General features: G+C 71.7%; 26 protein-coding genes. 16 read left to right on the plus strand and 10 right to left on the minus strand.

Annotated features, from left to right (window positions below; genetic code table 11):
• Positions 1-28 precede the first annotated feature (28 nt).
• Together JKJ07_RS51695 and JKJ07_RS13215 are read right to left on the minus strand one after the other, a co-directional pair.
• Positions 29-2,788, minus strand: a complete 2,760-nt coding sequence (locus JKJ07_RS51695) for a helix-turn-helix transcriptional regulator (protein ID WP_202991732.1) — start codon at positions 2,786-2,788, stop codon at positions 29-31.
• Between the two features lie 21 nt (positions 2,789-2,809).
• Complete coding sequence (locus JKJ07_RS13215) at positions 2,810-3,496, minus strand: IclR family transcriptional regulator (protein ID WP_023561932.1); 687 nt, start codon at positions 3,494-3,496, stop codon at positions 2,810-2,812.
• 49 nt (positions 3,497-3,545) lie between these two features.
• Here JKJ07_RS13215 and leuC point away from each other — a divergent pair, with 49 nt between their 5' ends.
• The 4 genes from leuC to JKJ07_RS13235 all read left to right on the plus strand — a co-directional run bounded on the left by leuC (position 3,546) and on the right by JKJ07_RS13235 (position 7,179).
• On the plus strand, positions 3,546-4,985 hold the full coding sequence (gene leuC / locus JKJ07_RS13220; RefSeq protein WP_202991733.1) for a 3-isopropylmalate dehydratase large subunit: 1,440 nt from the start codon (positions 3,546-3,548) through the stop codon (positions 4,983-4,985).
• Between the two features lie 17 nt (positions 4,986-5,002).
• Positions 5,003-5,590 (plus strand): 3-isopropylmalate dehydratase small subunit, encoded by a 588-nt coding sequence (leuD, locus tag JKJ07_RS13225; RefSeq protein WP_202991734.1) that lies wholly within the window; start codon positions 5,003-5,005, stop codon positions 5,588-5,590.
• Between the two features lie 188 nt (positions 5,591-5,778).
• The gene (locus tag JKJ07_RS13230; protein WP_202991735.1) at positions 5,779-6,630 is read left to right on the plus strand and encodes an HU family DNA-binding protein; all 852 of its coding nucleotides are present in this window, start codon (positions 5,779-5,781) and stop codon (positions 6,628-6,630) included.
• 105 nt (positions 6,631-6,735) lie between these two features.
• Positions 6,736-7,179, plus strand: coding sequence for a hypothetical protein (locus tag JKJ07_RS13235; RefSeq protein WP_202991736.1), 444 nt, complete (start codon positions 6,736-6,738; stop codon positions 7,177-7,179).
• Here JKJ07_RS13235 and JKJ07_RS13240 read toward each other — a convergent pair.
• The 4 genes from JKJ07_RS13240 to cofC are packed head-to-tail and all read right to left on the minus strand — an operon-like array spanning position 7,136 to position 11,181.
• The gene (locus JKJ07_RS13240) at positions 7,136-8,008 is read right to left on the minus strand and encodes an NUDIX hydrolase (protein WP_202991737.1); all 873 of its coding nucleotides are present in this window, start codon (positions 8,006-8,008) and stop codon (positions 7,136-7,138) included. The genes JKJ07_RS13235 and JKJ07_RS13240 overlap by 44 nt on opposite strands.
• Positions 8,009-8,010: 2 nt before the next feature.
• Entirely contained in the window at positions 8,011-10,263 is a 2,253-nt protein-coding gene (locus tag JKJ07_RS13245; RefSeq protein ID WP_202991738.1) for an RNA degradosome polyphosphate kinase, read from the minus strand.
• A 55-nt stretch (positions 10,264-10,318) separates the two neighbouring features.
• Positions 10,319-10,516 (minus strand): cold-shock protein, encoded by a 198-nt coding sequence (locus JKJ07_RS49765; RefSeq protein WP_236028748.1) that lies wholly within the window; start codon positions 10,514-10,516, stop codon positions 10,319-10,321.
• A gap of 17 nt (positions 10,517-10,533) precedes the next feature.
• On the minus strand, positions 10,534-11,181 hold the full coding sequence (gene cofC / locus JKJ07_RS13250; RefSeq protein ID WP_236028749.1) for a 2-phospho-L-lactate guanylyltransferase: 648 nt from the start codon (positions 11,179-11,181) through the stop codon (positions 10,534-10,536).
• A gap of 141 nt (positions 11,182-11,322) precedes the next feature.
• On the opposite strand from cofC, the gene JKJ07_RS13255 reads away from it, so the two are divergent.
• The 7 genes from JKJ07_RS13255 to JKJ07_RS13285 all read left to right on the plus strand — a co-directional run bounded on the left by JKJ07_RS13255 (position 11,323) and on the right by JKJ07_RS13285 (position 16,592).
• A complete protein-coding gene (locus JKJ07_RS13255; protein ID WP_202991739.1) occupies positions 11,323-12,051 on the plus strand; it encodes a lysophospholipid acyltransferase family protein in 729 nt (242 codons plus the stop codon).
• The gene (locus tag JKJ07_RS13260; RefSeq protein WP_202991740.1) at positions 12,051-13,046 is read left to right on the plus strand and encodes an NAD(P)H-dependent glycerol-3-phosphate dehydrogenase; all 996 of its coding nucleotides are present in this window, start codon (positions 12,051-12,053) and stop codon (positions 13,044-13,046) included. The genes JKJ07_RS13255 and JKJ07_RS13260 overlap by 1 nt, the downstream gene beginning before the upstream one ends.
• Positions 13,047-13,122: 76 nt before the next feature.
• Positions 13,123-14,226: a cystathionine gamma-lyase gene (locus tag JKJ07_RS13265; RefSeq protein WP_202991741.1), complete on the plus strand. Its 1,104-nt coding sequence runs from the start codon at positions 13,123-13,125 to the stop codon at positions 14,224-14,226.
• 14 nt (positions 14,227-14,240) lie between these two features.
• Positions 14,241-14,597 (plus strand): hypothetical protein, encoded by a 357-nt coding sequence (locus tag JKJ07_RS13270; RefSeq protein ID WP_307834231.1) that lies wholly within the window; start codon positions 14,241-14,243, stop codon positions 14,595-14,597.
• Positions 14,598-14,686: 89 nt separating this feature from the next.
• On the plus strand, positions 14,687-15,040 hold the full coding sequence (locus JKJ07_RS13275; protein ID WP_202991742.1) for a GntR family transcriptional regulator: 354 nt from the start codon (positions 14,687-14,689) through the stop codon (positions 15,038-15,040).
• Positions 15,037-15,918 (plus strand): ATP-binding cassette domain-containing protein, encoded by an 882-nt coding sequence (locus JKJ07_RS13280; protein ID WP_202991743.1) that lies wholly within the window; start codon positions 15,037-15,039, stop codon positions 15,916-15,918. The genes JKJ07_RS13275 and JKJ07_RS13280 overlap by 4 nt, the downstream gene beginning before the upstream one ends.
• The gene (locus tag JKJ07_RS13285) at positions 15,915-16,592 is read left to right on the plus strand and encodes a hypothetical protein (protein WP_202991744.1); all 678 of its coding nucleotides are present in this window, start codon (positions 15,915-15,917) and stop codon (positions 16,590-16,592) included. Before JKJ07_RS13280 ends, JKJ07_RS13285 begins: the two co-directional genes overlap by 4 nt.
• Positions 16,593-16,594: 2 nt before the next feature.
• On the opposite strand, the gene JKJ07_RS13290 is transcribed toward JKJ07_RS13285, so the two are convergent.
• Positions 16,595-17,101 carry a protein-tyrosine phosphatase family protein gene (locus JKJ07_RS13290; protein ID WP_202991745.1) on the minus strand — a complete coding sequence of 169 codons (507 nt, stop codon included), beginning with the start codon at positions 17,099-17,101 and terminating at the stop codon, positions 16,595-16,597.
• Between the two features lie 107 nt (positions 17,102-17,208).
• On the opposite strand from JKJ07_RS13290, the gene JKJ07_RS13295 reads away from it, so the two are divergent.
• Positions 17,209-18,303, plus strand: a complete 1,095-nt coding sequence (locus JKJ07_RS13295) for a D-alanine--D-alanine ligase family protein (RefSeq protein WP_202991746.1) — start codon at positions 17,209-17,211, stop codon at positions 18,301-18,303.
• A 5-nt stretch (positions 18,304-18,308) separates the two neighbouring features.
• On the opposite strand, the gene JKJ07_RS13300 is transcribed toward JKJ07_RS13295, so the two are convergent.
• Together JKJ07_RS13300 and JKJ07_RS13305 are read right to left on the minus strand one after the other, a co-directional pair.
• Positions 18,309-18,944: a DUF3515 family protein gene (locus tag JKJ07_RS13300; RefSeq protein WP_202991747.1), complete on the minus strand. Its 636-nt coding sequence runs from the start codon at positions 18,942-18,944 to the stop codon at positions 18,309-18,311.
• 1 nt (position 18,945) lies between these two features.
• Positions 18,946-19,179 carry an Lrp/AsnC ligand binding domain-containing protein gene (locus JKJ07_RS13305; RefSeq protein WP_133874791.1) on the minus strand — a complete coding sequence of 78 codons (234 nt, stop codon included), beginning with the start codon at positions 19,177-19,179 and terminating at the stop codon, positions 18,946-18,948.
• Between the two features lie 103 nt (positions 19,180-19,282).
• On the opposite strand from JKJ07_RS13305, the gene JKJ07_RS13310 reads away from it, so the two are divergent.
• Positions 19,283-20,221, plus strand: coding sequence for a thiamine-phosphate kinase (locus JKJ07_RS13310; protein ID WP_202991748.1), 939 nt, complete (start codon positions 19,283-19,285; stop codon positions 20,219-20,221).
• A gap of 15 nt (positions 20,222-20,236) precedes the next feature.
• Positions 20,237-20,689 (plus strand): GNAT family N-acetyltransferase, encoded by a 453-nt coding sequence (locus JKJ07_RS13315; protein WP_202991749.1) that lies wholly within the window; start codon positions 20,237-20,239, stop codon positions 20,687-20,689.
• 260 nt (positions 20,690-20,949) lie between these two features.
• Here the strand turns inward: JKJ07_RS13315 and rpmB are convergent, their stop codons facing one another.
• On the minus strand, positions 20,950-21,141 hold the full coding sequence (rpmB, locus tag JKJ07_RS13320) for a 50S ribosomal protein L28 (RefSeq protein WP_026207002.1): 192 nt from the start codon (positions 21,139-21,141) through the stop codon (positions 20,950-20,952).
• A 572-nt stretch (positions 21,142-21,713) separates the two neighbouring features.
• Between rpmB and JKJ07_RS13325 the strand changes: the two genes are divergently transcribed.
• A complete protein-coding gene (locus JKJ07_RS13325; RefSeq protein ID WP_202991750.1) occupies positions 21,714-23,549 on the plus strand; it encodes a DAK2 domain-containing protein in 1,836 nt (611 codons plus the stop codon).
• Positions 23,546-25,759 carry an ATP-dependent DNA helicase RecG gene (gene recG / locus JKJ07_RS13330; protein ID WP_202991751.1) on the plus strand — a complete coding sequence of 738 codons (2,214 nt, stop codon included), beginning with the start codon at positions 23,546-23,548 and terminating at the stop codon, positions 25,757-25,759. Before JKJ07_RS13325 ends, recG begins: the two co-directional genes overlap by 4 nt.
• Positions 25,760-25,804: the final 45 nt, after the last annotated feature.

A 25,804-nucleotide genomic window follows, 5' to 3' on the forward strand; every position in this document is an offset into this window, starting at 1 on the left:
CCACCCGCGAATCACGCGTCTCACGTAGTCAGTCGTGCACCTTGCCGCGCAACTGCCGGCGCGACCGCACCCCGAGCTTCCGATACACCTTGCGCAGGTGGTAATCGACGGTGCTGGCACTCAGGAACAGATGCGCCGCGATCTCGGCATTGGTTCCCCCGTCCCGGGCCAGGCGGGCCACGGCGGCCTCCTGCGGGGTCAATGCCGTCTCGTCGGTCTCCCGTACGGGGTGAAGCACCGTCCCGCCCAGCGCGCGCAGCTCCTTGCGGGTCCTCTCCGCGAACGCCTCGGCCCGTACGCCCTCGAACATCTCGAGCGCCGTGGCCAGTTGCTCGCGGGCGTCCCGGCGGCGGCGTTGCCGGCGCAGCCACTCGCCGTAGAGCAGATGCGCCCGGGCCAGATCGCCGTGACAAAGGCCGTCGCCGAGATGCTCGATCGCCCGCCGGTACGGGGTTTCGGCCTCGGCCGCCGGGGCCAGCAGGGCCCGTGAGCGCTCGAGCACCCCGAGCGCGCGGGGCGTGCCGCAGGCCTCGGCGACCACCGTGAGGTCGGCCGCGGCCAGTTTCGCCGTACGCCGGTCGCCCGCTCGCAGCGCGGCCTCGGTCAGGTCGGGCAGCGCGTCGGCGTAGCGGTGCGGCCGGCCCAGCTCGACCAGCCCGAGCAGGGTCTCGCGGGCCGCCGCGTACTGGCTCTCGGCGTTGTCCAGCACCGCGAGGCTGAGCCTGGTCCACGCGTGCAGGCCGCCCAGGCAGAGCATCTCGAAGACGCCGAGCGCGGCCGCGACCGATTCGCGCACGCCCGGCCCGGCCCGCCACGTCGCCAGCTCGGGATGCCGCCACACCTGGGCCTGATCCGCGGTCATGCCGAGCGCCGCCCGCAGCCGCAGCCCGGCCGCGTCGTGCCGGTCGGCCTCGTTCAGCCCGCCCAGCAACGTCCAGGTCATCGTGCCGAGATAGTGCACCAGGTCGAGCGCGTGCAGGGCGCCGCTGCGGCGGGCGGCCTGCTCGGCCCGGCGCAGCAGCCCGTCCTTGGCGGCGTCGTCCCACAGCAGCGTGCACAGGTTGACGCCGACCACGAGCCGGGCCAGCAGGGCCTCGTCGCTCAGCGCCGGGCCGGCGAGCGCGTCCACCGCCCGGCGCACGGCGGGCAGCCCGCCGGCGTATCCGTGGGTGGTGAATTCGGCGTAGCCGGCCAGGATCAGCTCGTCCAGGCCGGTCGGGCCGGGACCGACCAGCCGGGCCGCCTCGGCCGCGATCTCCGGCTCGCTCACCGCGGACAGGTGCTCGGCGCTGCGAGCCAGCTCGATCGCCTGCACGACGGCGCGCCGGGCCCGTTCCCGGTCGTCGCCGAACGCGCGCGCCGCGGCCAGGCAGCGGGCGGCGCCCAGCCGTTGCCCGTCCGGCGTTCCCGTGTTGACCTCGGCCAGCGACCGCGTCATGAGGGCGCTGCCGCGCGCCGCGCCCGGCAGTGCGCTCTCGTCCAAGTCGTCCAGCAAAAGCAGCGCCTGACCGTAGGCGCCGGCCGCGAGCGCGGCCTCGGCCGCCCGCACCTGCCGGACGGCCCGCGCCCCGGGATCCGGGGTCAGTTCGGCCGATCGGGTCAGGAAGGTAGCCCGGGCGGTGTGCCCGCCGCGGGCCGCGGCCCGGTCGGCGCGCGTCTCGAGCTCGGCCGCCGTCGTCTCGTCGGGACCGTCGGCGGCCGCGGCGAGATGCCAGGCCCGGCGATCCGCCTCGGACTCACCCGTGATCGTGGCGGCCAGGGCGCGGTGGGCGGCCCGCCGGGCGGCCGGGGTGGCCCCGCCGTAGACGGCCGAGCGCACCAGGGGATGCCGGAATGTGCACGCCGGGGAACCGGTGACGAGCCGGTCGGCCTCGGCCGGGGCGGCGTCGGCGGGGGTGACGCCGAGCAGCCGGGCGGCCGCGGTGAGACCATCGCCGGCGGTGCCCGCGCCCGCCGCGGCCAGCAGCAGCCAGGTGCGGGTGGCCGCGGGACAGCCGTCGATCCGGGCCGCGTAGTGCGCCTCGAGCCGGCTGCCGATGGGTGCCGGCTCGGGCAGGGCGACCGTCCCGCCCAGCTGCCCGGCCGTGAGCTCGTGACCCAGATCGGTCAGGGCGAGCGGATTGCCGCCGGTGGCCCGCGCGATGTGCTCGGCCCGGGCCCGGTCGACCACGGAGTCGACGACGTCGGTGAGCAACGCCACGGCCGCCTCCGGGGCCAGGCCGGCGATCTCGCGCACGGCCACGCCGGCGAGCAGCCCCGGGCCGCCTGGGCCGTCGCCTTCCGTGCGCAGGCCGAACAGCAGCACCACACCCTCGGCGTGCAGGCGGCGGGCCACGAAGGCCAGGGCCCGCAACGACTCCTGGTCGAGCCACTGCGCATCGTCCACGACACACAACCGCGTGCGGGGCGACGCCTGGCCGTCCGTGCGGCGGGAACCGGCCAGCAGGGTCAGCGCGGCCAGGCTGACCAGATAGAGGTCGGGTGGCGGGCCGTCAGCGAGGCCGCAGGCCACTTCGAGCGCCGCCAGCTGAGTCGCGGGCAGCCGGGCGCGGTCGCCGAGGAGCGGGATCAGCAGGCGGTGCAGGGCCGCGTACGGGAAATCGGTCTCGGGCTCGACGCCGCTGATCCACAGGGAATCCGTCGCGCGACCCTCCGCGTACCGCAGCAGTGCGGTCTTGCCGACGCCGGGCTCGCCGCGCAGCACGAGGCTCGCGCTGCGCCCGGATCGCGCCCCGGTGAGGAGGGAATCGAGCGCGGCGCACTCCGTCTCACGACCGAAGAGCCGCACGCGGCGACTCTATCGACGCTTCTACAGACCCGAAAGCCGCTGTCCGGCCCGCACCACGGCCATCGCGTGCCGTTCGCCGGGACGACGGCCGAGGCGCTCGATCGGACCGCTTATCGAGATGGAGGCGATGACCCGGCCCGTCCGGTCGCGGATCGGCGCCGAGACGCTGGCCACACCGGGCTCGCGCTCGGCCACGCTCTGGGCCCAGCCCCGGCGGCGCACCTCGGCCAGGGTGCGGCCGGTGAACTTGCAGCGGGGCAGCAGCGGCATGACGGCCTCGGGCGGCTCCCAGGCGAGCAGGATCTGGGCGGCCGAACCGGCGACCATCGGCAGCACCGAGCCGACCGGCACGGTGTCGCGCAGGCCGCTGGCGCGCTCGGCCGCGGCCACACAGATACGCTCGTCGGCACGGCGCAGGTAGAGCTGCGCGCTTTCCCCGGTCGCGTCCCGCAATGCGGAAAGCAGGGGCTCGGCCGCGGTCAGCAGCACGTCCGGCGCGGCGTTGGCGAGCTCGCCCAGCCGGGGGCCCGGCCGCCACCGGCCCTGGGTGTCCCGCACCAGCATCCGGTGGATCTCCAAGGCCTGGGCCAGGCGATGTGCGGTCGCCCGCGGCAGTTTCGTGCGGTCGACGAGTTCGGCCAGGCTGGCGCCGTCGACACACGCCGCCAGGATGACTACCGCCTTGTCGAGAACGCCGACACCGCTCATACTGTGTCCCACAAGCCGAAACATACCTCCCAGAATTTAGGATGTCCAGATGGTGGGAGTCACTCCGAGGACCCTGGCCGAAAAGGTCTGGGACGACCATGTCGTGCGTGCTGCCGAGGGTGAGCCTGATCTGCTCTACATCGACCTGCACCTGTTGCACGAGGTGACCAGCCCGCAAGCCTTCGACGGCCTGCGCATGGCGGGCCGCCCGGTTCGACGCACCGATCTCACGCTCGCGACCGAGGATCACAACACGCCGACCGGTTATGCCGACCCGGCCTTCAACACCCAGCGCGGCGAGCTCTTCACGATCGCCGACACGACCTCGCGGACGCAGATCGAGACGCTGCGCAAGAACTGTGCCGAGTTCGGTGTTCAGATCCGCCCGCTGGGCGACGTCAATCAGGGCATCGTGCACGTGATCGGGCCGCAGCTCGGCCTGACCCAGCCCGGCATGACGATCGTCTGCGGCGACTCGCACACCGCGACCCACGGCGCGTTCGGCGCGCTGGCCTTCGGCATCGGCACCAGCGAGGTCGAGCACGTGCTGGCCACCCAGACGCTGCCGCAGGGCAAGCCGAAGACGATGGCGGTCACCGTGGTCGGCGAGCTGCGCCCCGGGGTCAGCGCGAAGGATCTGATCCTGGCCCTCATCACGCAGACCGGCACCGGCGGCGGCAACGGCCACATCGTGGAGTATCGCGGCGAGGCCATCCGCAAGCTCTCCATGGAGGGCCGGATGACCATCTGCAACATGAGCATCGAATGGGGCGCCAAGGCCGGCATGATCGCGCCGGACGAGACGACCTTCGCGTATCTCGAGGGCCGCGAGAACGCGCCCAAGGGCGCCGACTGGGACGCCGCGGTGGCGTACTGGAAGACGCTCGTGACCGACGAGGACGCGGAGTACGACACCGAGATCATCCTGGACGCCGCGGCGATCAGCCCGTTCATCACCTGGGGCACCAACCCGGGCCAGGGCGCGCCGCTCGACAGCGTGGTGCCGGACCCCGACGAGTTCATCGAGGAGACCGACCGCAGCGCCGCCCGCCGCGCCCTGGAATACATGGACCTCGAGCCCGGCACCCCGTTCCGCGACGTGCCGGTCGACGTGGTCTTCGTGGGCTCCTGCACCAACGGCCGGATCGAGGACCTGCGGGCCGCGGCCGACGTGATCCGGGGCCACCGGGTGCACGACGACGTCCGCATGATGATCGTCCCGGGCTCCTACAAGGTGCGCGAGGCCGCCGAGGCCGAGGGGCTCGACAAGATCTTCACCGAGGCGGGCGCCGAGTGGCGGTTCGCGGGCTGTTCCATGTGCCTGGGCATGAACCCGGACACGCTCAGCCCCGGCCAGCGGGCCGCCTCGACCTCCAACCGCAACTTCGAGGGCCGGCAGGGCAAGGGCGGGCGCACCCACCTGGTCTCGCCTCAGGTCGCCGCCGCCACCGCCGTGGTCGGCAAGCTGGCCGCCCCCGCCGATCTGTAGAACGGAAGAGACGAGAGATGGACAAGTTCGTCACCCACAGCGGCAAAGTGATGCCGCTGCGCCGTTCCGACGTGGACACCGATCAGATCATCCCGGCCGTTTATCTGAAGCGGGTCACCCGCACCGGATTCGAGGACGGTCTGTTCAGCGCCTGGCGCGACGATCCGGGCTTCGTGCTCAACAATCCGGCCCACACGGGCGCCACGATCCTCGTCGCCGGTCCCAATTTCGGCACCGGATCCTCACGTCAGCACGCCGTCTGGGCGCTGCGGGACTGGGGTTTCAAGGTGGTCGTCGCCGCCCGATTCGGCGATATCTTCCGGGGCAACGCGCTCAAGGAGGGGCTGCTGCCCGTCCAGCTCGACCAGAAGGCGGTCGAGGCGCTCTGGGATCTGGCCGAGAGCGAGCCGGAAAAGCAGATCACCGTGGACCTCGAGGGCCGCCGGGTGGTCGCCGACGATGCCTCGTGGTCGTTTCCGATCGACGATTTCAGTCGTTGGCGCCTCATGGAAGGGCTCGACGACATCGGACTGACCCTGCGCCACGCCGACATCATCACCGACTTCGAAAAAAATCGGCCTTCCTTCAAGCCGGTGACCGCCTGAGGGTGAAATCCCTTGTCAGCACTACGTTTTTCGCCCCCGCCGCATCCCCGGCGGGGGCGAATGCGTTGTAACGCAAGGGTTTTTTATGACACTAATGTTTGTGTCTGCTGGTCAGAGGGCATACGGTGCGCGCAGAATGGCTCGCATTGGGCCAGTGAGGCTCAGTTCTCACGTTTGGGAGGAAAACCGTGAACAAGGCCGAGCTCATCGAGGCGCTCGCAGCCCGATTGGGAGACCGCAAGTCCGCCACGGCGGCACTGGATGCGGTCATCGCTGAGGTGCAGGGTGCTGTCACCAAGGGCGATCGGGTTGCCATCACCGGCTTCGGCGTCTTCGAGAAGCGGGCACGCAATGCGCGTACCGCCCGCAATCCGCGCACGGGCGAGCCGGTGAAAGTGAAGAAAACCTCCGTGCCGGCGTTCAAGCCGGGCACCGCTTTCCGCGAGATGGTCGCGGCCGGAAAGGTCGCGAAGGCGGCCGCTCCGGCGAAGAAGGCGGTTGCCACGAAGGCCACCGCGGCCACGAAGGCGACCCCGGCGCGGAAGACGGCTGCCACGAAGGCGACCGCGACCCCCGCTACCAAGACCACGGCGGCCAAGAAGACGACCGCCACCAAGGCCACCGCCACCAAGTCGACGGCGGCCAAGGCCACCGCGACCAAGGCGACCGCCACCAAGGCCACCGCCACCAAGGCGGCCCCGGCCAAGTCGACGGCGACGAAGGCGACGGCCGCCAAGAAGACGGCCGCCACCAAGGCCGCCCCGGCCAAGACCACCACCGCCGCCACCAAGGCGACGGCGGCCAAGAAGACCACTGCCACCAAGGCGGCCCCGGCCAAGTCGACGGCGACGAAGGCCACCACCGCTACGAAGGCGACGGCCGCCAAGAAGACGGCCGCCACCAAGGCCGCCCCGGCCAAGACCACCGCCACCAAGACGGCGGCGGCCAAGAAGACGACCGCCCGCAAGACCACCACGGCGGCCGCGGCCGAGACTCCGTCACGGGCTCGCGCCACTAGCACGGCGCGCAAGTCCCGCTAGTTTCGCGGATTGCATCATGTTCGCCCGATAAGGCGTCCACCCTAACGGTGGACGCCTTTCGTGTGTGCGGGCGCCGAAAGCGGTGCTGGGCCTACCGTCCGGGGCATGGAGCGCAGAGCATCACCGCGGGGGCTGGTCGGCCGGTCGCTGATCGCCACGCTGGTGTTCGCGGCCGCCGTGGTGCCCGGCTGGACGCTGGGCACGCTGGCCGAGCGGTACACCGGCTCGGAACTGCTCGACTGGTGCGTCACGGGCCTCTGGGGCGCGCTCGCCGTGCGCGTGCTGGCGCCCCACGCGTCGTACCGGCCGCGGGACGCCTGGCTGGGCCTCATCCCGCTCTACAACTGGTATCTCGTCTGTGTGCTCGGCTGGCGGGTCGCGTCGCTGCCGTTCCGCGACTGGGAGCCGCGCGACGACGAGCTGTGGCGGGCCCGCTGGCTCACCGGCGACCTGATCGGCTACTGGCGGGCCGATCCGGTGCCGGTGGGCGCGGCGGCCCGGGCCGCTAAAGCCGCGTCGGCTCCAGCAGGCAGTCGCCGCTCCAGGTGAGCAGCCAGGCCGAGCCCTTGGGCGTCTTGTAGGGCTCGGGGTCGGCCTCGTCGCGCAGCGCGGCCAGCAGGTGCGGGATTATCTTGCCCTGGCTGCAGATCGCGGGCAGGGCCGTGCCCGACCGCAGCTCCAGCAGGCGCTGCGCGGCCAGTTTGGCCTTGGCCGGCGCCTCGTCGGCCTCGGCCGGCTCGGCGAAGGCGCCGTCCACCACGATCGGCATGCCGCCCAGCGCCGCGGCCAGCGGTTCCAACGTCTGCTTGCAGCGCAGCGGGGTCGCGGTGACGAGCCGCTCGGGCCCGATCGGGCCGCAGATCTCGGCGAACCGCTCGGCCTGCTCCTCGCCCAGCTCGTCGATCGGCCGCAGCGCGTCGTTGCCGGACCACTTCTTGCGCTCGCCCGCGTGCGCGTGCCGCACCAGCACCACGACGTCGGTCACCGGGGGCAGCGTCGCCACGTGCTCGAGCACCGCGCGCTCGTCGGCGTAGCTGACCCGCTCGGCGGCCTCGGCGAGCGACAGCCACGCGACCTGGTCGACCTCGTCGGTGTCCTGCACCGGGCCGCCCTCGCCGACGGCGTCCATCAGCCAGTACGTCACTGTCTTGGGCCGGCCGTCGGGCAGGGTGTACGCCACCTCGGGCAGCGCCAGCCGCACGCGGCCCCGCCAGCCCGTCTCCTCCAGCACCTCGCGAGCGGCCCCGATCAGCGGGTGCTCGCCCTTGTCGAGCTTGCCCTTGGGCAGCGCCCAGTCGTCGTAGCGGGGACGGTGCACGAGGCAGACCTGGCCGTCGCGCAGAAGCACTCCACCGGCGGCGTGAACGGTGTCGGTCATCTTCAGGACGCCTTGCCGATCACCCGGCGCAGCAGGGCCTCCTGCAGGTGGACGTGCGGCTCGGTGAGGTTGGCCGGGTGCCGGTGCCAGTTGCCCTCACCGTCCAGGTCGAAGCCCTCGGTGCCGTCGCTCATCGACAGGTCGAGCACGTAGCGCAGCTCCTCGCGGGCGGTCGGCATGGTCACACGGACGAGCGCCTCGACGCGACGGTCGAGGTTGCGGTGCATCATGTCGGCCGAGCCGATCCAATACTCGGCGTCGTCGCCCGCGCCGAACCGGAACACCCGCGAGTGCTCCAGGAAACGGCCGACGATCGAGCGCACGCGGATGTTGTCCGACAGGCCGGGCACGCCGGGCCGCAGCGCGCACATGCCCCGGATGATCAGGTCGACCTTCACGCCGTCCTGCGAGGCGCGATAGAGCGCGTCGATCGTCTCCTCGTCGACGAGCGAGTTCACCTTGATCTGCACCAGCGCCTCGCCGCCCTCGCGGGCGATCCGGGCCTGCTCCTCGATCCGCTCGATCAGGCCCTGGCGCACCCCGTGCGGGGCCACCAGCAGCCGCCGGTACGACCGCTGGCGGCTGTAACCGGTGAGCACGTTGAACAGGTCGGTGACGTCGGCGCCGATCTCGGGGTCGGCCGTGAGCATGCCGAAGTCCTCGTAGAGCCGGGCGGTCTTGGGGTGGTAGTTGCCGGTGCCGATGTGGCAGTAGCGGCGGATCTGGTTGCCCTCCTGCCGCACGACCAGCGCCGTCTTGCAGTGCGTCTTGAGCCCGACCAGGCCGTAGACGACGTGGCAGCCGGCCCGCTCCAGCGTGCGGGCCCAGGCGATGTTGGCCACCTCGTCGAAGCGCGCCTTCACCTCGACCAGCACCACGACCTGCTTGCCGGCGGCGGCCGCGTCGACCAGCGCGTCGACGATCGGCGAGTCGCCCGAGGTGCGATAGAGGGTCTGCTTGATGGCCAGCACGTTGGGGTCGGCCGCCGCCTGCTCTATGAACCGCTGAACGCTGGTCGAGAACGAGTGATACGGGTGGTGGACCATGATGTCGCTCTCGCGCAGCCGGTTGAAGACGCTGCGCGGCACCTCGCCGTCGGCCAGCTGCGGGTGGGTCGCCGGCACGAACGGGCGGTCCTTGAGGTCGTCGCGGTCGCACTCGCCGAACACCTGCCACAGGGCCGACATGTCGAGCAGGCCGGGCACCCGCTGCACGTCCGAGCTGACCACGTCGAGCTCGCGCACGAGCAGGTCGAGCACGTGGTCGCTGATCGAGGCGGCCACCTCGAGGCGCACCGGCGGGCCGAAGCGGCGCTGGGCCAGCTCGCGCTCGAGGGCCTGCAGCAGATCCTCGTCGCGGTCCTCGTCGACCTCGAGCTCGGCGTTGCGGGTGACCCGGAACGAGTGCCACTCCTCCAGCTCCATGCCCGGGAAGAGCTGGTCGAGGTGGGTCGCGATGAGCTCCTCGACGGGCAGGAAGCGCACCGCCCGGCTGTCGTTCTGCACGGTCACGAACCGCGGCACGTTGTTCGGCACCTTGATCCGCGCGAACAGCTCGCCCCCGGCGTCCTCCGGGTCCCGCAGCACGACCGCGAGGTTCAAGGAGCGGTTCGAGATGTACGGGAACGGGTGGGCCGGGTCGACGGCGAGCGGGGTCAGCACGGGGAATACCTGCTCGCGGAAGTAGCTGCGCAGGCGCTCGCGCTCGGGGGCGTCGAGATCGGCCCACTTCACGATCTCGATGCCCTCGGCCTGCAGCTTGGGCCGCACCTCGTCGGAGAAGCAGGCCGAGTGCCGGGTCACCAGGTCGGCCGTGCGCTGCGAGATCATCTCGAGCTGGTTGCGCAGCGAGGACCGGTCGCCGCCACGCATCGGCAGGCCCGCGTTCAGCCGCCGCTTCAGGCCCGCCACTCGCACCATGTAGAACTCGTCCAGGTTGCTGGCGAAGATGGCCAGGAACTTGGCCCGTTCGAGCAGCGGGGTCTCCGGGTCCTCGGCCAGGGTCAGCACCCGGGCGTTGAAGTCGAGCCAGGAGAGCTCGCGGTTGAGGAACCTGTCCTCCGGCAGCTCGGGCCGCTCGGCGGCGGTCTCGGTCGGGTCGTCGATGCTGCTGGTCACCACGTGCTCCGTCGGTTTCGGATCTGCGGCTGCCACGGTCTCGCCCACGGGTGCCGGATCGGTCGGGGTCGTACGGGGGAGATAGCGGCCGTTCGGGCCACGCCGGCGGGTTTCGGGGGTCCGGGGCGAGGTGTGCATCGCACCATCATTGCCGGTTTCTGCGGAACGTGAAACGAACAAATCTCGGAACGGGTCAGGCGACCCCGGGAATTCTCACCTGCCGGACGCCCCCGGCGGGGTCGGCCTCGATGTCGACGCGTTGCCCGAGGCGGAGTTTGCGCAGCCCCGAGGCGTCGAAGGCCGGTGCCCCGAAGGCCAGCTCAGAGCCGTCGTCGAGCAGCAACGTGCCGCTTCGCGAGGCCGGGTCGAAGGTCGCGATTGTGCCCTGCATGCCCTAAAAGCTACCGTTCACGCGGCCGAGACGCAGGCCACCTTGAGTCCCAGGTCACGCAGCAGCTCACAGGTGTGCCGCCCGGCGCCCAGACCGAGCACGGTGGCCAGGTCGGCCGGGGTGTCGACGTCCTGCCGCAGGCCCGGCCACTCGCCCTCCAGCGGGCGCGCCCCCGAGGCCGCGTGCGCCGCCGCCGAGCCGATGCCGAAGCGCGGATCGAGCGGCTCGCCCGGCCCCACGGCCAGCAGCACCGTGCCCGAGCCGGCGGCGTCGGCCACGAAGCCGCGCCCGCCCCGGGCCGCGGCCAGCGCCGCGTCGAGCTGCTCGGGGCGCAGCGCGGGCAGATCGCCGGCCAGCACCGCGCGATGCCGGCTCAGCCCGGCCACCTCGTCGGCGCCATAGCGCATCGCCTCGTTGAGCCCCGCGTCCGGCCGGTCGGGCACCACCCGGGCCCCCAGGGCGGCCACGGCCGCCCCGGCCACCGGGTCGTCGGTCACCACCAGCAGCTCGGCCACCGCCGGGGCGGCCAGCACTGCCGCCGCCGTGTCCCGCACCATCGCGAGCGCCAGCTCCCCGTGCCGGGCGGCCGGAACCGCGCCACGCAGCCGGCTCTTCGCGGCCCCGAGCCGTTTGACCGGCATCACCGCAGTCCAGTCGCGCACCATTCGGCCAAGTCTGCCAGCGACCGGAGGTAAGGACCCCTACCTGGTACCGCAGGCTTCGAGCAGGCATGATTTCGTCGCAGGTACGACGACAGGCGGCGGGGGCACGCCGCGTCCCGGTAGCAACAGCAGGCAGGAGGGGCCGTGGCACACCGCAGGCTCGGGTTCTGGCGGCGTTTCGCGGCGCTTCTGGTGATCCCGGTGCTGAAGGTCTGGACCAGACGGACCTGGCTCAATTCGGACAACATCCCGCGGTCGGGCGGGGTGATCATCGCTTCCAACCACGTGTCGCACTTCGACCCGGTCGTCGTGGGTTACTACATCTTCAGCGCCGGTCGCTGGCCGCGCTTCCTGGGCAAGGCCAGCCTGTGGAAGGTGCCGCTGCTCGGCGGCTTCCTCCGCAAGGTGCAGCAGATCCCCGTGGAACGCGGCAGCGTGGAGGCCGTGAAGTCGCTCGACGTGCTGGTCGAGGCGCTCGAACAGGGCGGCGTCGTGGTGATCTATCCCGAGGGGACGACCACGCGCGAGCCCGACCTGTGGCCGATGCGCGGCAAGACCGGCGCGGCCCGGCTGGCCCTGCTCACCGGCGCCCCCGTGGTGCCCGTGGCGAACTGGGGGGCCGAGCAGATCTTCGACCCGCGCACGAGCAAGCTGCGGTTCCGCCCGCGGGTGCCGGTGACCGTCACCTCCGGCAAGCCGGTCGACCTGAGCAAGTGGCAGGGCGCGACCCCGACCCGGGCCGTGCTCGAGGAGATGACCGAGGCGATCATGCACGACATCAGCGGACTGCTCGGCGCCCTGCGGGGCGAGACGCCGCCGCCCACCCTCTACGACCGCCCCCGCAAGAAGATCACGAACGCCGAGGACGCCTGATGGCCCGCGCGGCGGTGCTCGGGGCCGGCGCCTGGGGCACGGCCTTCGCCAAGATGCTGGCCGAGGCCGGGGCCGACGTCACGATCTGGGCCCGGCGCGAGGCGGTGGCCACCTCGATCCGTGAGCACCATCTCAACGAGGCCGCGCTGCCCGGGCTCAAGCTGCCCGACCGCATCACGGCCACCAACGACCTGGCCGAGGCGGTGGCCGGGGCCGAGCTGGTGGCGATCGCGGTGCCGTCGCAGACGCTGCGCGGCAACCTGGCCGAGTGGGCCGGGTCGTTCGAGCCCGACTCCACGCTCATCTCGCTGATGAAGGGCATCGAGCTCGGCACGACCAAGCGGATGAGCCAGGTCATCGTCGAGACGGCGCGGGTCGACCCCAGCCGGGTCGTGGTCGTCTCGGGGCCCAACCTGGCGCCTGAGATCGCCGCCGAGCAGCCCGCCGCGACCGTCGTGGCCGGCACCGACCACGACCGCTGCCGGGCCGTCCAGCACGCGCTCGCGCTGCCCTACATGCGGCCGTACACGAGCGAGGACGTGATCGGCTGCGAGCTGGGCGGCGCGGTCAAGAACGTGATCGCCCTGGCCTACGGCATGGCGGCCGCGATGGGCCTGGGCGACAACACCAAGGCGTCGCTGATCACCCGGGGCCTGGCCGAGACCGCCCGGCTCGGCGTGGCCCTGGGCGCTGACCCGCTGACCTTCGCCGGCCTGGCCGGGCTGGGCGACCTGGTCGCCACGTGTTCGTCGCCACTGTCGCGCAACCGCACCTTCGGCGAGCAACTGGGCCTGGGTAAGACTCTGGAGCAGGCGCAGGTCGCGGCCCGGCAGACCGCCGAGGGCGTGAAGAGCTGCCTGGCGATCCGCGACCTGTCGCGCGCCCACGGGGTGGAGATGCCGATCACCGAGCAGGTGGAGCGGGTCTGCCACGAGGGCGTCGACCCGCGGGTCGCGGTCAAACTGCTGATGGGCCGGGAGATGAAGCCAGAGTGAGAGAGCGCAGCGAACGAACCATCAGGCTCAGCGTGTTTGTGCCTCATGTCGATTCGGAGCGAAGCGGAGAATCGGCATGAGCTTTTCGGACGGCACGAGGGTCGTGCACGCGGGTCTGCCGGAGGCCGAGGCGGGCGATCCGTTCCTGCCCGGCCCGGTCTTCGCGGCGCCCTATCACCTCGACCCGGCCGCCGGTCAGGTCGGCGACAACGGCTACGGCCGGCCCGACAACCCGACCCGGCGGCGGCTCGAGTCGGCGATCGGCGAGCTCGAGGGCGGCCGGACGCTGACCTTCGCCAGCGGGCAGGCCGCCATCACCGCTCTGCTGCTCTCTGTGCTCCGCACGGGCGACACGGTGGCCCTGCCCTCCGACGGGTATTTCACGGTCCGCAGCTTCGCCGAGAGCACCCTGCGCGACCTCGGGGTGAAATCGATCGCGGTGCCGACCGCCGGCCCCTATCCCGACTTCTCGGGCGTACGCCTCGTGCTGCTCGAGACGCCGGCCAACCCGGGCCTCGACGTCTGCGACATCCGCGAGGTCTCGGCGCTGGCCCACGCGGCCGGCGCGCTGGTCGCCGTCGACAACACGACCGCCACCCCGCTCGGGCAGAATCCGCTCGCGCTCGGCGCCGACCTGGTGGTCGCCTCCGGCACCAAGGCGCTGACCGGCCACTCCGACGTGCTGCTGGGCTACGTGTCGGCCAACGACACCGAGCTGCTCGACAAGGTCGAGACGTGGCGCAAGCACACCGGCGCGGTGCCCGGCGCCTTCGACGCGTGGCTGGCCCATCGCTCGATCGCCACCCTCGACCTGCGCCTGGCCCGGCAGAGCCAGAATGCGGCCGCGGTGGCCGCGCTGCTGAGCGGGCGGGAGGACGTCACCGGCGTACGGTGGCCGGGGTTGAGCTCCGACCCGTCGTACGCGGTGGCCTCGACCCAGATGCGGCGCATCCCCGGCGTGGTGTCGTTCGACCTGGGCGACGCCGAGCGGGTGGCCCGCTTCCTGACCGCGGCCGAGCTGGTCTTCGCGGCCACGTCGTTCGGCGGCGTGCACACGACGGCCGACCGGCGCGCCCAGTGGGGTGACGACACCAGCCCGGGTTTCGTACGCCTTTCGTGCGGCATCGAAGACACGGTGGACCTGCTGGCCGACCTGACCGCCGCGCTCGACCAGTCCTGATCTAGGTTGCCGGAGTGAGTTGGGACAGCTTCTCCGGTGACCAGGTGGCGGCCATGACCCAGGGGTCGAGCTTCTTCGCCGACCCCGGCGAGCGGGAGTGCCCGGCCTGCGGCGCGACCTCGCTCCGGGCCTATTTCAACGCCCCCGAGAACGCTCGCCGGCCCACGCTGGTCAGCTATGTGTGGTGCTCGTCGTGCCGCAAGTTCGTCGGCACGCGGGCCAAGCACCCCGAGGGCCTGGTCTTCAGCGACCCGCTGGCCACCCTCACCACCGCCGAGCGGCGCGAGCTGGAGCGCAGCCTGGTCGGCTTCCTCGAGCACCTCGACGGCCTCTGGGACGACGGCGTGCTGCCCCAGACGTTCGCGGCCTGAGACTGCCGAACCGCCCTCTTGCCCTCGCTTGCATCGCGGCTCTATGGTTCGTTACATGAGTAATGAACCACTGCACTAAGGAGGCTCGCGTGTTCCACGACCGCAGCCCCATCTATCTGCAGATCGCCGACGGCATCAAGAACGACGTCCTGAGCGGGGCCCTCAAGGAGGACGACCAGGTCATGTCCACGAATCAGTACGCGGCCTTCTATCGGATCAACCCGGCCACCGCGGCCAAGGGCTTCGCTCAGCTCGTCGACGAGGGCGTGCTCTACAAGCGGCGCGGCATCGGCATGTTCGTCAGCCCCGACGCGCCCGCCAAGCTGCGGGCCGAGCGGCGGCAGCGGTTCTTCGCCGAGGTCGTCGACCCGATGCTCGAGGAGGCCAAGCGGGTCGGGATCGGCGTCGACGACATCACGCACTACCTGGGGAGCCGGCGATGATCGAGCTGCGCGGCGTCACGGTCCGGTACGGCAGCACGGTCGCCGTCGACAACGTCGACCTTGAGCTGCCCACCGGCGCCATCTACGGCCTGCTGGGGCGGAACGGATCGGGCAAGACCAGCCTGCTCAGCGTCCTCGCCTCGTACCGCAAGCCGTCTGCCGGCACGGTGCTGATCGACGGCGAGGCGGCGTTCGAGAACCCGCGGCTCATGCGGCAGACCAGCTTCATCCGCGACACCCTGGACCTGAGCGGCTCCGACCGGATCAGCACGGTGTTCGCCGTGGCCCGGTGGCTGCGTCCGGGCTGGGACGCCGAGTACGCGGGCAAGCTGCTCGACCTTTTCGAGCTCCACCCCCGCGAACGCGTCGGGGGGCTCTCCCGGGGCGAACGTTCCATGCTGGGCGCGACCCTGGGCCTGGCCGGCCGGGCCCCGCTGACCATCCTCGACGAGTCCTACCTGGGCATGGACGCGGTGGCCCGCACGCTCTTCTATCGCGAGCTGCTCGACGACTATCTGGCCCACCCGCGCACGATCGTGCTCTCGACCCACCTCATCGAGGAGGTGGCCGAGCTGTTCGAGCGGGTGATCATCATGGATCGGGGCCGGATTCTGCTGCACGACGAGACCGACGCCCTGCGCGGGCGGGGCGTCACCGTGACCGGGCCGGCCGACCTGGTCACCGCGTTCGCGGCGGGCCACACCGTGCTCGGCGAGCACAGTCTGGGCACCGTACGGGCCCTGACCCTGGACGGCCGCCTCGACCCCGACGAGATCGCCCGCGGTGAACGCGACGGCCTGTCCTTCGGGCCGCTCGGCTTGCAGGAGCTCTTCGTCCACCTCACCTCGCAGCCCCGGCCCCTGGAGGCGTCCCGATGAGCGTCAGCGCGGTCCTGTTCCAGCTCTACCGTCCGGTCATCTACTGGGGCCTGGCGATCGTCGTCACGCTCGAGATCGCCGCGGTCGCGGCGATCCTGACGGTCAACCCGCTCGGCTTCAGCTTCTGGCTCGTCGTCGTCGGCTCGGCCGCCAAGTACTGGCCGCTCGTCACCGGCATCCTCATGATCAGCACGTATTTCCGGCTGATCGTGACCAACGGCGTGACCCGGCACGAGTTCCTGCGCGGGTTCGCGGTCTTCGCGCTGGGCATCGTGGTGCTCTTCCCGGCCCTGGTCGTGATCGGCCACGGCGTCGAAAGCACCGTGCTCGGCCTGCTCGACCAGCGCGGCGACACCTATCCGGTGTTCCGCTTCGGCGAGGCCGCGAACGAATACCTGCATGTGCTTCCGGCCACGGCGGCCTACCTGGCGTCGGGCATGGTGATCTCAGCCGGGTTCTACCGGTTCCGGCCACTGATCGGGCTGCTGCTGATCATCCCTGGCTCGCTGCCGATCATGGCGAGCAGCGGGCTCATCACGATCGACGAGTTCGGGGTGCTGACCCAGCGGGCCCCGCTGGCCGTCGCGCTGACGATCGTGCTGGCGGCCACGGCCACGGCCGGAATCGCGGCGCACCGGCTCATGCGGGACGTCGCGATCCGGCGTACGGGCTGATCTCAGGCGCTGTCGGCGAGCCGGCGCGACGGGTGGGACGCCACGAAGTCGTAGAGCCAGTCCTGGGTCACCGGCATCTCCGTGCCGCCGGTGACCCGGCTCAGCGCCTCACCCGGGGGGATCCCCAGCAGCACCAGCGTCGTGCAGGCGAGCAGCGTCGAACGCCCTATCCCGCCGAAGCACTGGGTCACGACGAAACGGCCGGCCCGCACCTGGCCCGCCAGCTGACCGGCCAGCGAGACGACCTGCACGGCCTCGTCGCGCGGGACGCCGCCGTCCGGCACCGGGAACGAGACGAACTGCAGCCCGTACGACGAGGCGGCCGCGGCGGTGTCGCCGAAGCCCAGCCGATGCTGTTCGACGGTGGTCAGGGCCGAGACGAGCACGTTGACCCCGGCGCGGGCCAGCGCGCCGAGCTGCTCGACCGGCCAGGCGTCGGCGCGCGGGTGCGCGATCGTCGCCAGTTGCCCGGGCCCCGGCCCGGCGATCACGTGGAGTGCTGCTCTCATGAACTGCCCGTTCCCCTGTCCCGGCCCGGCGGCCGGGTGATCCCGCGAGTGGCTAACGCAGAGTAGGGTCACCCCCGGCATGACCGCTAGCGAGAGGCCCAAAGAAAGTGACGACCCCTCGGAAAACCCGCGTCGCGATCGTCTTCGGCGGTCGCAGCTCCGAGCACGCGATCTCGTGTGTGAGCGCCGGCAGCATCCTGCGCGCGCTCGACCCGGACCAGTACGAGGTGCTTCCGGTCGGCATCACCCGGGAGGGCCGGTGGGTGCTCTCCGGCGACGACCCCTCGGCGCTGGCGATCCAGGACAAGCGGCTGCCCGAGATCACGGCGGCCAGCGGTAACGCCGTCGTGCTGGCGGCCGACCCGACGGCCACCGAGCTGATCGTGCACGACCCCGCGGACGGCATGTCCACGCTGGCCGGGGTCGACGTCGTCTTCCCGGTGCTGCACGGGGCGTACGGGGAGGACGGCACCATCCAGGGCATGCTCGAGATGGCCGGCCTGCCGTACGTGGGGGCCAACGTCTTCGCCTCGGCCGCGGCCATGGACAAGGAGTTCACCAAGAAGCTCGCGCTGGCCGAGGGCATCCCCGTCGGGCCGTACGTGGTGCTCCGGGCCGGCGTCTCCTTCGCCGAGGAGGACAAGGAGCGGCTCGGCCTGCCCGTCTTCGTGAAGCCGTCGCGCGCGGGCTCGTCGCACGGCATCACCAAGGTCACCGACTGGGCCGACCTCGACGAGGCCATCGCCACCGCGCGCCGGATCGACCCCAAGGTGCTGGTCGAGGGCGCGATCGTGGGCCGCGAGATCGAGTGCGGCGTGCTCGAGGGCGAGGCCGGGGGAGCGCCCGAGTCGTCGCTGCTGGCCGAGATCCACGTCGACGCCAACGACTGGTACGACTTCGAGACCAAATACCTCGAGGGCAGCCACTACACCATCCCGGCCGACCTGCCCGCCGAGGTCACCCGCCAGGTGCAGGAATACGCCCGGCGCACCTTCACCGCGCTCGACTGCGCCGGCCTGGCCCGGGTCGACTTCTTCGTCACCGCCGACCACCAGGTCTACCTCAACGAGATCAACACGATGCCGGGCATGACGCCGACCTCGATGTTCCCGCTGATGTGGGCGGCCACCGGCCTCGAATACCCCAAGGTGGTCGACCGTCTGATCCGGACGGCGCTGCACCGCGGCACCGGCCTGCACTGAGAGCGCTAGCCCTTGCAGCCGCTGGGCACGCCCTTCGTGGTCGACTTCACGGTCTTGACGACGGGCTCGGAGAACTCGTTGGCCCACTGCCCGGTCTGCTGATAGCTGCCGGGCACGCTCACCTGCACGGCGACCTCGCGGTCCATCGTGGTGAAGACGTCGGTGGCCGGGCCGTCGGCGGCCCACCAGCAGACCCCGTCCATCGCGAGCATGGTGGCGTCCAGCGGCACACAGCCGTCGGCGCCGCCGTCGATCCGCTCACACATCACCGGCTGCTTCACCCCGCAGGCCAGGGTGATCGCCGGCTCGCCCCAGGCCGCGTTCTGCTCGGGGCCGGCGGTGACCTTGCGGCCGGTCAGGCCCCGCAGCTCGGTCGGCAGCTGCGACGTGACCGCCAGACAGACCTGGGTGGTGCGCGCGTCGAGGGCGGGCGCGGCCATCTGCACCGGCGTCGACGGCACCGGGGCCGGCGCGGAGGCCGACGCGGTCGCCCGCTCATTTGTTTGTTGCGGCGTGATCTGCGAAAACGCGACGAGTCCCACGATCACGGCGACCGGCACGGCGACCAGCGTCGCCCACAGGGCGGCACTGCGCGTCGTCTTGTCCCGGGTCTTTGCCGGCGGGTTCTCGAGGTCGACCATGTCAGAGGTTTACCACGGAGCAGGTGAGAGTCCGCATGATGCCGGGTACGTACTGGACTTTGCTCACAATGAGCCCCCCGAGGTCGTCGACCGTGTGCGCCTCGGCCAGCACCACCACGTCATAAGGGCCGGTGACCGCGTCGACCCGCACCACACCGGGGATTTTGCCGATCGCGGCGGCCACGTCATGGGCCCTTCCGACCTCAGTTTGGATCAGGATGTATGCCTGTACCACGCTCCGACTCCATTCCGCCTCCGCCGTAACCCGAACGTGAAACTACCGTAAGGATCCGCTCGACAGCGGGACGCCACCACCGCCGACGAAAGGCCGTACACCCGTGAGCATTGCCGAGGCCGGAGAGTTCGGGCTCATCGCCCGAGTGGTCGCACGGCTCGAGAACGGTCCGACGACCCTGCTCGGTCCGGGCGACGACAGCGCGATCGTCGCCGCCCCCGACGGCCGGATCGTCGCCTCCACCGACGTCCTGGTCGAGGGTCGCCACTTCCGCCGAGACTGGTCGTCCGGCGCCGACGTCGGTCACCGGGCCGCCGCGGCCAACCTGGCCGACATAGCCGCCATGGGTGCGGTGCCGACGGCCCTGCTGGTCGGCCTGTGCGCCCCCGCCGACCTCGAGCTGAGCTGGGCCGAGGAGCTGGCGGGCGGGCTCTCCGACGAGGCCGCGCTGACCGGTGCCTCGGTCGTCGGCGGCGACACGTCCGCCAGCCCGACGCTCACCATCGCCGTGACCGCCCTGGGCGATCTGGGCGGCCGCAAGCCCGTGCTGCGCAGCGGCGCCCAGCCCGGCGACGTGATCGCGATCGCCGGCCGGGTCGGCCACGCAGCCGCCGGCTACACGGTCCTGTCCCGCGGCTTCCGCACCCCGAAGGCGCTGGTCGAGGCGTACCGGCGGCCGGCCGTCCCGTACGAGGCCGGCCCTGCCGCGGCCCGCGCGGGCGCCACCGCGATGATCGACGTCTCCGACGGCCTGCTGCAGGATCTGGGTCACATCGCGCAGGCCAGCGTGGTCGGCGTCGACGTCAGCACGGCCGCGTTCGACGTCTCCGACCAGATGCGCGACGCCGCGGCCGCCCTCGGCGTCGACCCGCTGCAGTGGATCCTGGGCGGTGGCGACGATCACGCCCTGGTCGCCACTTTCCCGCCCGAGGCCGCGTTGCCGCCGGGCTGGACGGCCATCGGCAAGGTGCACGAGAGCACCGGGGTCACCGTCGACGGCAAGCCGTGGAGCGGGCCGGTGGGCTGGGACCACTTCCGGTGATTACGCTCTTGCCTCGTGTTCAAGATCAAGCAGGCTGATTTCGCTGAGCCGTCGGTGCGGGCGCTGCTCGTCGACGTGCTCGGCGAACTCTCCGAACGCTACGGCGGCACCGGCGACGACACCCCGATCGCCGCCGACGACTTCACGACCCCGAACGGCGCCTTCTTCGTCGCCGACGACGGCACGGCACTTGTCGGTTGTGCCGGATGGCGCCGACACGGGAAGGATGCCGAGCTGAAGCGCATGTTCACGGCCAAGCCCGTACGGGGTCAAGGCCTGGGCCGGCGCCTGCTGGCCACGATCGAGGACTCGGCGCGCGCCGCAGGCTGCCGGCGTTTGATCCTCGAGACCGGGGACAAGCAGCCTGAAGCCGTCGCGCTGTATGTGTCAGCGGGTTACGTGCGGATTGAGGACTTCGGCTACTACGCGGGGCATGACAGCGTGCTTTCCTACGCCAAAGACCTATAACGTACGAGTTGTCGCCTCATACAGACGCATTCGGGCCGCTCGCGCTGTGCCGGCGGCCCGGGTGCGACACCGGGCCGTAGCGCCCGCTCGGGATGTTCCCGGTGGTCGGGCTCTAAGCGTGCTCCGGTTCCCTACCCGCGGTCGCTCAGGGCCGCATGTCCCCCGCTTGTCCGGGCGCGCTTGTCCTGGGGTCCGTGCCCGGAAAGCACAACCAGCCCCCCGGTCACGTGGACCGAAGGGCTGGGTGGCACAAGCCAGAATTAGGCGCGGACGACCTTGCCGGCCTTGATGCACGAGGTGCAAACCTTGAGCTTCTTGGTCGTGCCGCCACCGGCCGGGGTGCGCACCGACTGGATGTTCGGGTTCCAGCGGCGGTTGGTCCGCCGGTGCGAGTGGGACACGTTGTGGCCGAAGCCCGGTCCCTTGCCACAGACGTCGCACACGCTAGCCACGGGATAACTCCTGAGTCGAAACGAAACTTGAAGGCGCCCAGCGAACACCGCCGCACAGGCAACTGCGCAAGGTTACCCGATGCCTGCCCCCAACAGCGAATCGCCCCCGCCCCGCAGCCGGCCCCCGGCCGCGATCGCCCCGCCCCCGGCCGCGATCGCCCCCGCCCAGCAGCCCGCCCGTGGTCGCGATCGGCCCCGCCCAGTAGCCCGCCTGCGGCAGCGATCGGACCCGCCCCGCAGCCCGCCCGTGGTCGCGATCGGCCCCGCCCGGCAGCCGCCTGTGGTCGCGATCGGCCCCGCCCCGCAGCCCGCCCGCGGCAGCGATCGGCTTCTGCCCCGCAGCCCAGCCCCGCTCCACGGCGACCATTCCATGCCGTTGCCCCACTCCATGATCACGCCCCGCCCACCAGCCCAACCCACCCGACCGGGGGGCCTCCACTCTAAAAAGGAAAGGGCTGCCACCCCCGAGTTATCCACAGGCGGCGGCATGAGTCCGATTTGTGAAACGGAGTCGTCCACAGGGGGTGGCGCGCTCCCGAGAAGTTGTCAGGCGTCGTTAGTACGATTTTCGAGTGCTGGAGACCCTGGACGCCGCTGCCGTCCGCCGCTGGTGTGGCGGTGGGCTCAGTGCGCTCCGGGCTCATCAGCGCGAGATCGACGAGCTGAACGTCTATCCCGTGCCCGACGGTGACACCGGCACCAACCTGGTGCTCACGCTCACCTCGGCCCAGGAGGCGCTGGAGGCCGCCGAGGCCGAGTTCGCGGGGGCGGTCGAGCAGCCGCGGCCCCCGGCCAACGCGCTGCGCCGCATGGCCCGAGGCGCGCTGTTGGGGGCTCGCGGCAATTCGGGCGTCATCGTGTCGCAGATCTTGCGGGGCATGGCCGACAGCCTGGCCGCGTCGGTCGCTGTGCGGGGGGCCGATTTGGCTCGGGCGTTGCGGTCGGCCTCCGAGGCCGCTTACGCCGCCGTGGCCCGGCCGGTTGAGGGCACAGTTTTGTCCGTCGTGGCGGCGGCGGCCGATGCCGCGGGCCGGCTCAAATCTGACGATCTCGTCGCCGTGGCCCGGGCCGCTGCCTTCGCGGCGGCCGAGGCGCTCGCCCGCACGCCTCAGCAGTTGCCCGCCCTGGCCCGCGCGGGCGTGGTCGACGCGGGCGGCCGCGGCCTGGTGGTGCTGCTGGACGCCCTGGTCGAGGCCCTCACCCTGGCCGACGCCCGCCGCCCCGGCGACCAGAAGGGTCACGAGCCGAGCGATCAGAAGAGCAGCGACCAGAAAAGCCACGAGCCGAGCGACCAGAAGAGCAGCGATCAGAAGAGCAGCGACCAGCAAAGCCAAGAGGCCGACGACCCGAGGAGCGGCCGGCCCGGCGAGCCGAAAAGCCACGACTCCGGCACCCCGAGGGACCCCAGCAGCGTCGGTCACAAGGAGCGCACCGAGAACGGTCACGCCGAAGACAGTGCCAAGGGCGAAGCACAGCCCGAGCAAGACGGCCACCACGGCGAAGGCGCCTACGGCTACGAGGTGCAATACCTGCTCGACGCCGAGGCCGAAGCGGTAACCAGGCTGAGGCGCGAGCTAGCGGCCCTGGGCGACTCCCTGGCGGTGGTCGGCTCGGGCGACCCCGGCCTGGCCACCTGGAACGTCCACGTCCACGTCCCCGCCGGCGGCATCGGCCCCGCGGTGGAAGCCGGCGTAGTCGCAGGCCGCCCCCATCGCATCACGGTCACGCCGCTCGACCCCAGAGGCCACGAGCATCCCACCGGCCGGGGCGCCGTGGTCGTCGCGGCCGGTGACGGGTTGACCGCGTTGTTCGAGGCCGAGGGGGCCACCGTGGTCGGCCGCAATCCGTCGACGGCCGAGATGCTCGACGCCATCGAGCGGTCCGGCGCCCGCTGTGTCGTGCTGCTGCCCAACGACGCCAACACTCACGCCGTGGCCGTCGAGGCCGCGAAGGAGGCGGGGGAGTCCGGCCGCCAGGTCAGCGTCGTGCCCACGCGATCGCCCGTGCAGGCGCTCGCGGCCCTCGCCGTACGGGATCCGGGCCGGCCTTTCGCCGACGACGTCATCGCCATGGCCGAGGCCGCCGGGGCCTGCCGCTACGGCGAGGTCTGCACGGCCCAGCGGGATTCGCTCACGGTCGCCGGGCCGTGCCGGGCCGGGGATCTGCTCGGGCTGGTCGACGGCGAGGTGCATGTCATCGGCGACGACCTGGCCCAGGTCAGCGCCTATCTGCTCGACCGCATGCTGGGCGGCGGGGGCGAGCTGGCCACGCTCGTGCTCGGGGCCGACGCCCCGGCCGAGCTCGAGCCGGCCCTGCGCGCGCACGTCGCCGCGGGCTGGCCGTTCGTCGAGCTGGAGTGTTATGCGGGCGGGCAACCCCGCTATCACCTGCTGGTTGGAGTGGAATGAGCGACGAAGCAGTCGAGGCAGTCAAAGAGTCCACGACCGACACCCCGTTGACCGAGCTGCTCAAGAAGCACGAGGCGAAGGCCCTCGCCACCCACCTCGACCTGCACACCGCGGGCGATCTGATCTATCACTTCCCCCGGCGGTACGACGAGCGCGGCGAGCACACCGACATGCACGGCCTGCAGGTCGGCGAGCAGGTCACCGTGCTGGCCCAGGTGCAGTCGATGACCGTCAAGCCGATGCGCCAGCGTCGCGGCAACATGCTCGAGATCACCATCGGGGACGGCTCGGGGGCCACGCTGACCTGCACGTTCTTCAACCAGGCGTGGCGTGAGCGCGAATTGAGAAGGGGCCGCTGGGGGCTGTTCGCGGGCAAGGTCACCGATTTCCGGGGCAAGCGCCAGCTCAACAGCCCCGCCTATCAGCTGCTCAGCGCGGACGCCACGCAGGACGAGGCAGCCGAGGAGATCGAGGAGTTCGCGGGCGCGCTGATCCCGGTCTATCCGGCCGCGCAGGCCATGCCGACCTGGACGATCGCCCGCTGCGTGCGCACGGTGCTCGAGACGTTCCAGCCGCCCAAGGATCCACTGCCTTCCGCCGTACGGGCCAATCGCGACCTGGCCGGCATCGGCTATGCCCTGCGCGAGATCCACCGGCCGTCGTCGCGGGGTGCCCTGGAGACGGCGAAGAAGCGCCTCAAATGGGACGAGGCCTTCGCCGTGCAGCTCACGCTCGTGCAGCGCCGGGCCCGGGCCGCCGCGTCGCCCGGTCGTTCGCGGCCGCGCAGCGAGGGCGGCATCCTGGCCAAGTTCGACGCGAGCCTGCCGTACGAGTTGACCGAGGGCCAGGCACAGGTGGGTGAGGAGATCGCCGCCGACCTGGCCAAGCCGCACCCGATGCACCGGCTGCTGCAGGGCGAGGTCGGTTCGGGCAAGACGCTCGTCTCGGTGCGCGCGATGCTGCAGGTCGTCGACGCCGGGGGCCAGGCCGCCCTGCTGGCGCCGACCGAGGTGCTCGCCACCCAGCACTATCGCGGGATCGGCGCGCAGCTGGGCGCGCTGGGCCGGGCCGGGGAGATCGACGGCGACCCCGCGGGCACCCAGCTCACCCTGATCACGGGCTCGCTGGGGGCGGCCGCCCGGCGCGCGGCGCTGGCCAAGGTCGCGGACGGCACGGCCGGTATCGTCGTCGGCACGCACGCCCTGCTCTACGAGGGCGTCGACTTCCGCGATCTGGGCCTGGTCGTCGTCGACGAGCAGCACCGGTTCGGCGTCGAGCAGCGTGACGCGTTGCGGGCCAAGGCCGCGACCCCGCCCCACGTCCTGGTCATGACGGCCACCCCCATTCCCCGTACGGTGGCCATGACCGTCTACGGCGATCTCGAGACCTCGGTGTTGTCGCAGCTCCCGCGGGGCCGCTCGCCGATCGCGTCGCACGTCGTGCCGCCCGAGAAGCCCGCCTTCCTCGACCGGGCCTGGCGACGCGTGCGCGAGGAGGTGCAGAAGGGCCATCAGGCGTACGTGGTCTGCCCGCGGATCGGCGAGGGTGCGGCCGACGAGGACGTCGAGCCGCCGAGCGACAACGAGCCGGCCCGCCGTCCCCCGCTCGCGGTCACCGAGGTGGCCCCCATCCTCGAAGAGGGGCCGCTGCACGGTCTGCGCATCGCCATGCTGCACGGCAAGCTGCCGGCCGACGAGAAAGACGCGATCATGCGGAGGTTCGCCGCGGGCGACCTCGACGTGCTCGTCGCGACCACGGTGATCGAGGTCGGCGTCGACGTCCCGAACTCCACCGTCATGATCATCATGGATGCCGACCGCTTCGGCGTCTCGCAGCTGCACCAGCTGCGCGGCCGGGTCGGCCGAGGCTCCGCGCCGGGCATCTGCCTGCTGGTCACCGAGTCGGTCGAGGGCACCCCGGCCCGCGAGCGGCTGGACGCGGTCGCCTCGACCACCGACGGCTTCAAGCTCAGCGAGATCGACCTGGAGCAGCGTCGCGAGGGCGACGTGCTGGGCGCCTCCCAGTCGGGCAAGCACTCGCATCTGCGCCTGCTGTCGCTGCTGCGCGACGCGAAGCTGATCACCGAGGCCCGCGCCGAGGCCGACGAGCTGGTCGGCGACGACCCCAGCCTGAAGAAATATCCCGAGCTGGCGGCCTCGGTGGCGGCGCTGGTCGACGAGGAACGCGCCGAATATCTCGAGAAGGGCTGACACGAAAAAGCGCGCCGACCGAAGTCGGCGCGCTTTCTCGTTGCT

The sequence above is a fragment of the Paractinoplanes lichenicola genome (assembly GCF_016785085.1).
GTDB lineage: Bacteria > Actinomycetota > Actinomycetes > Mycobacteriales > Micromonosporaceae > Actinoplanes > Actinoplanes lichenicola.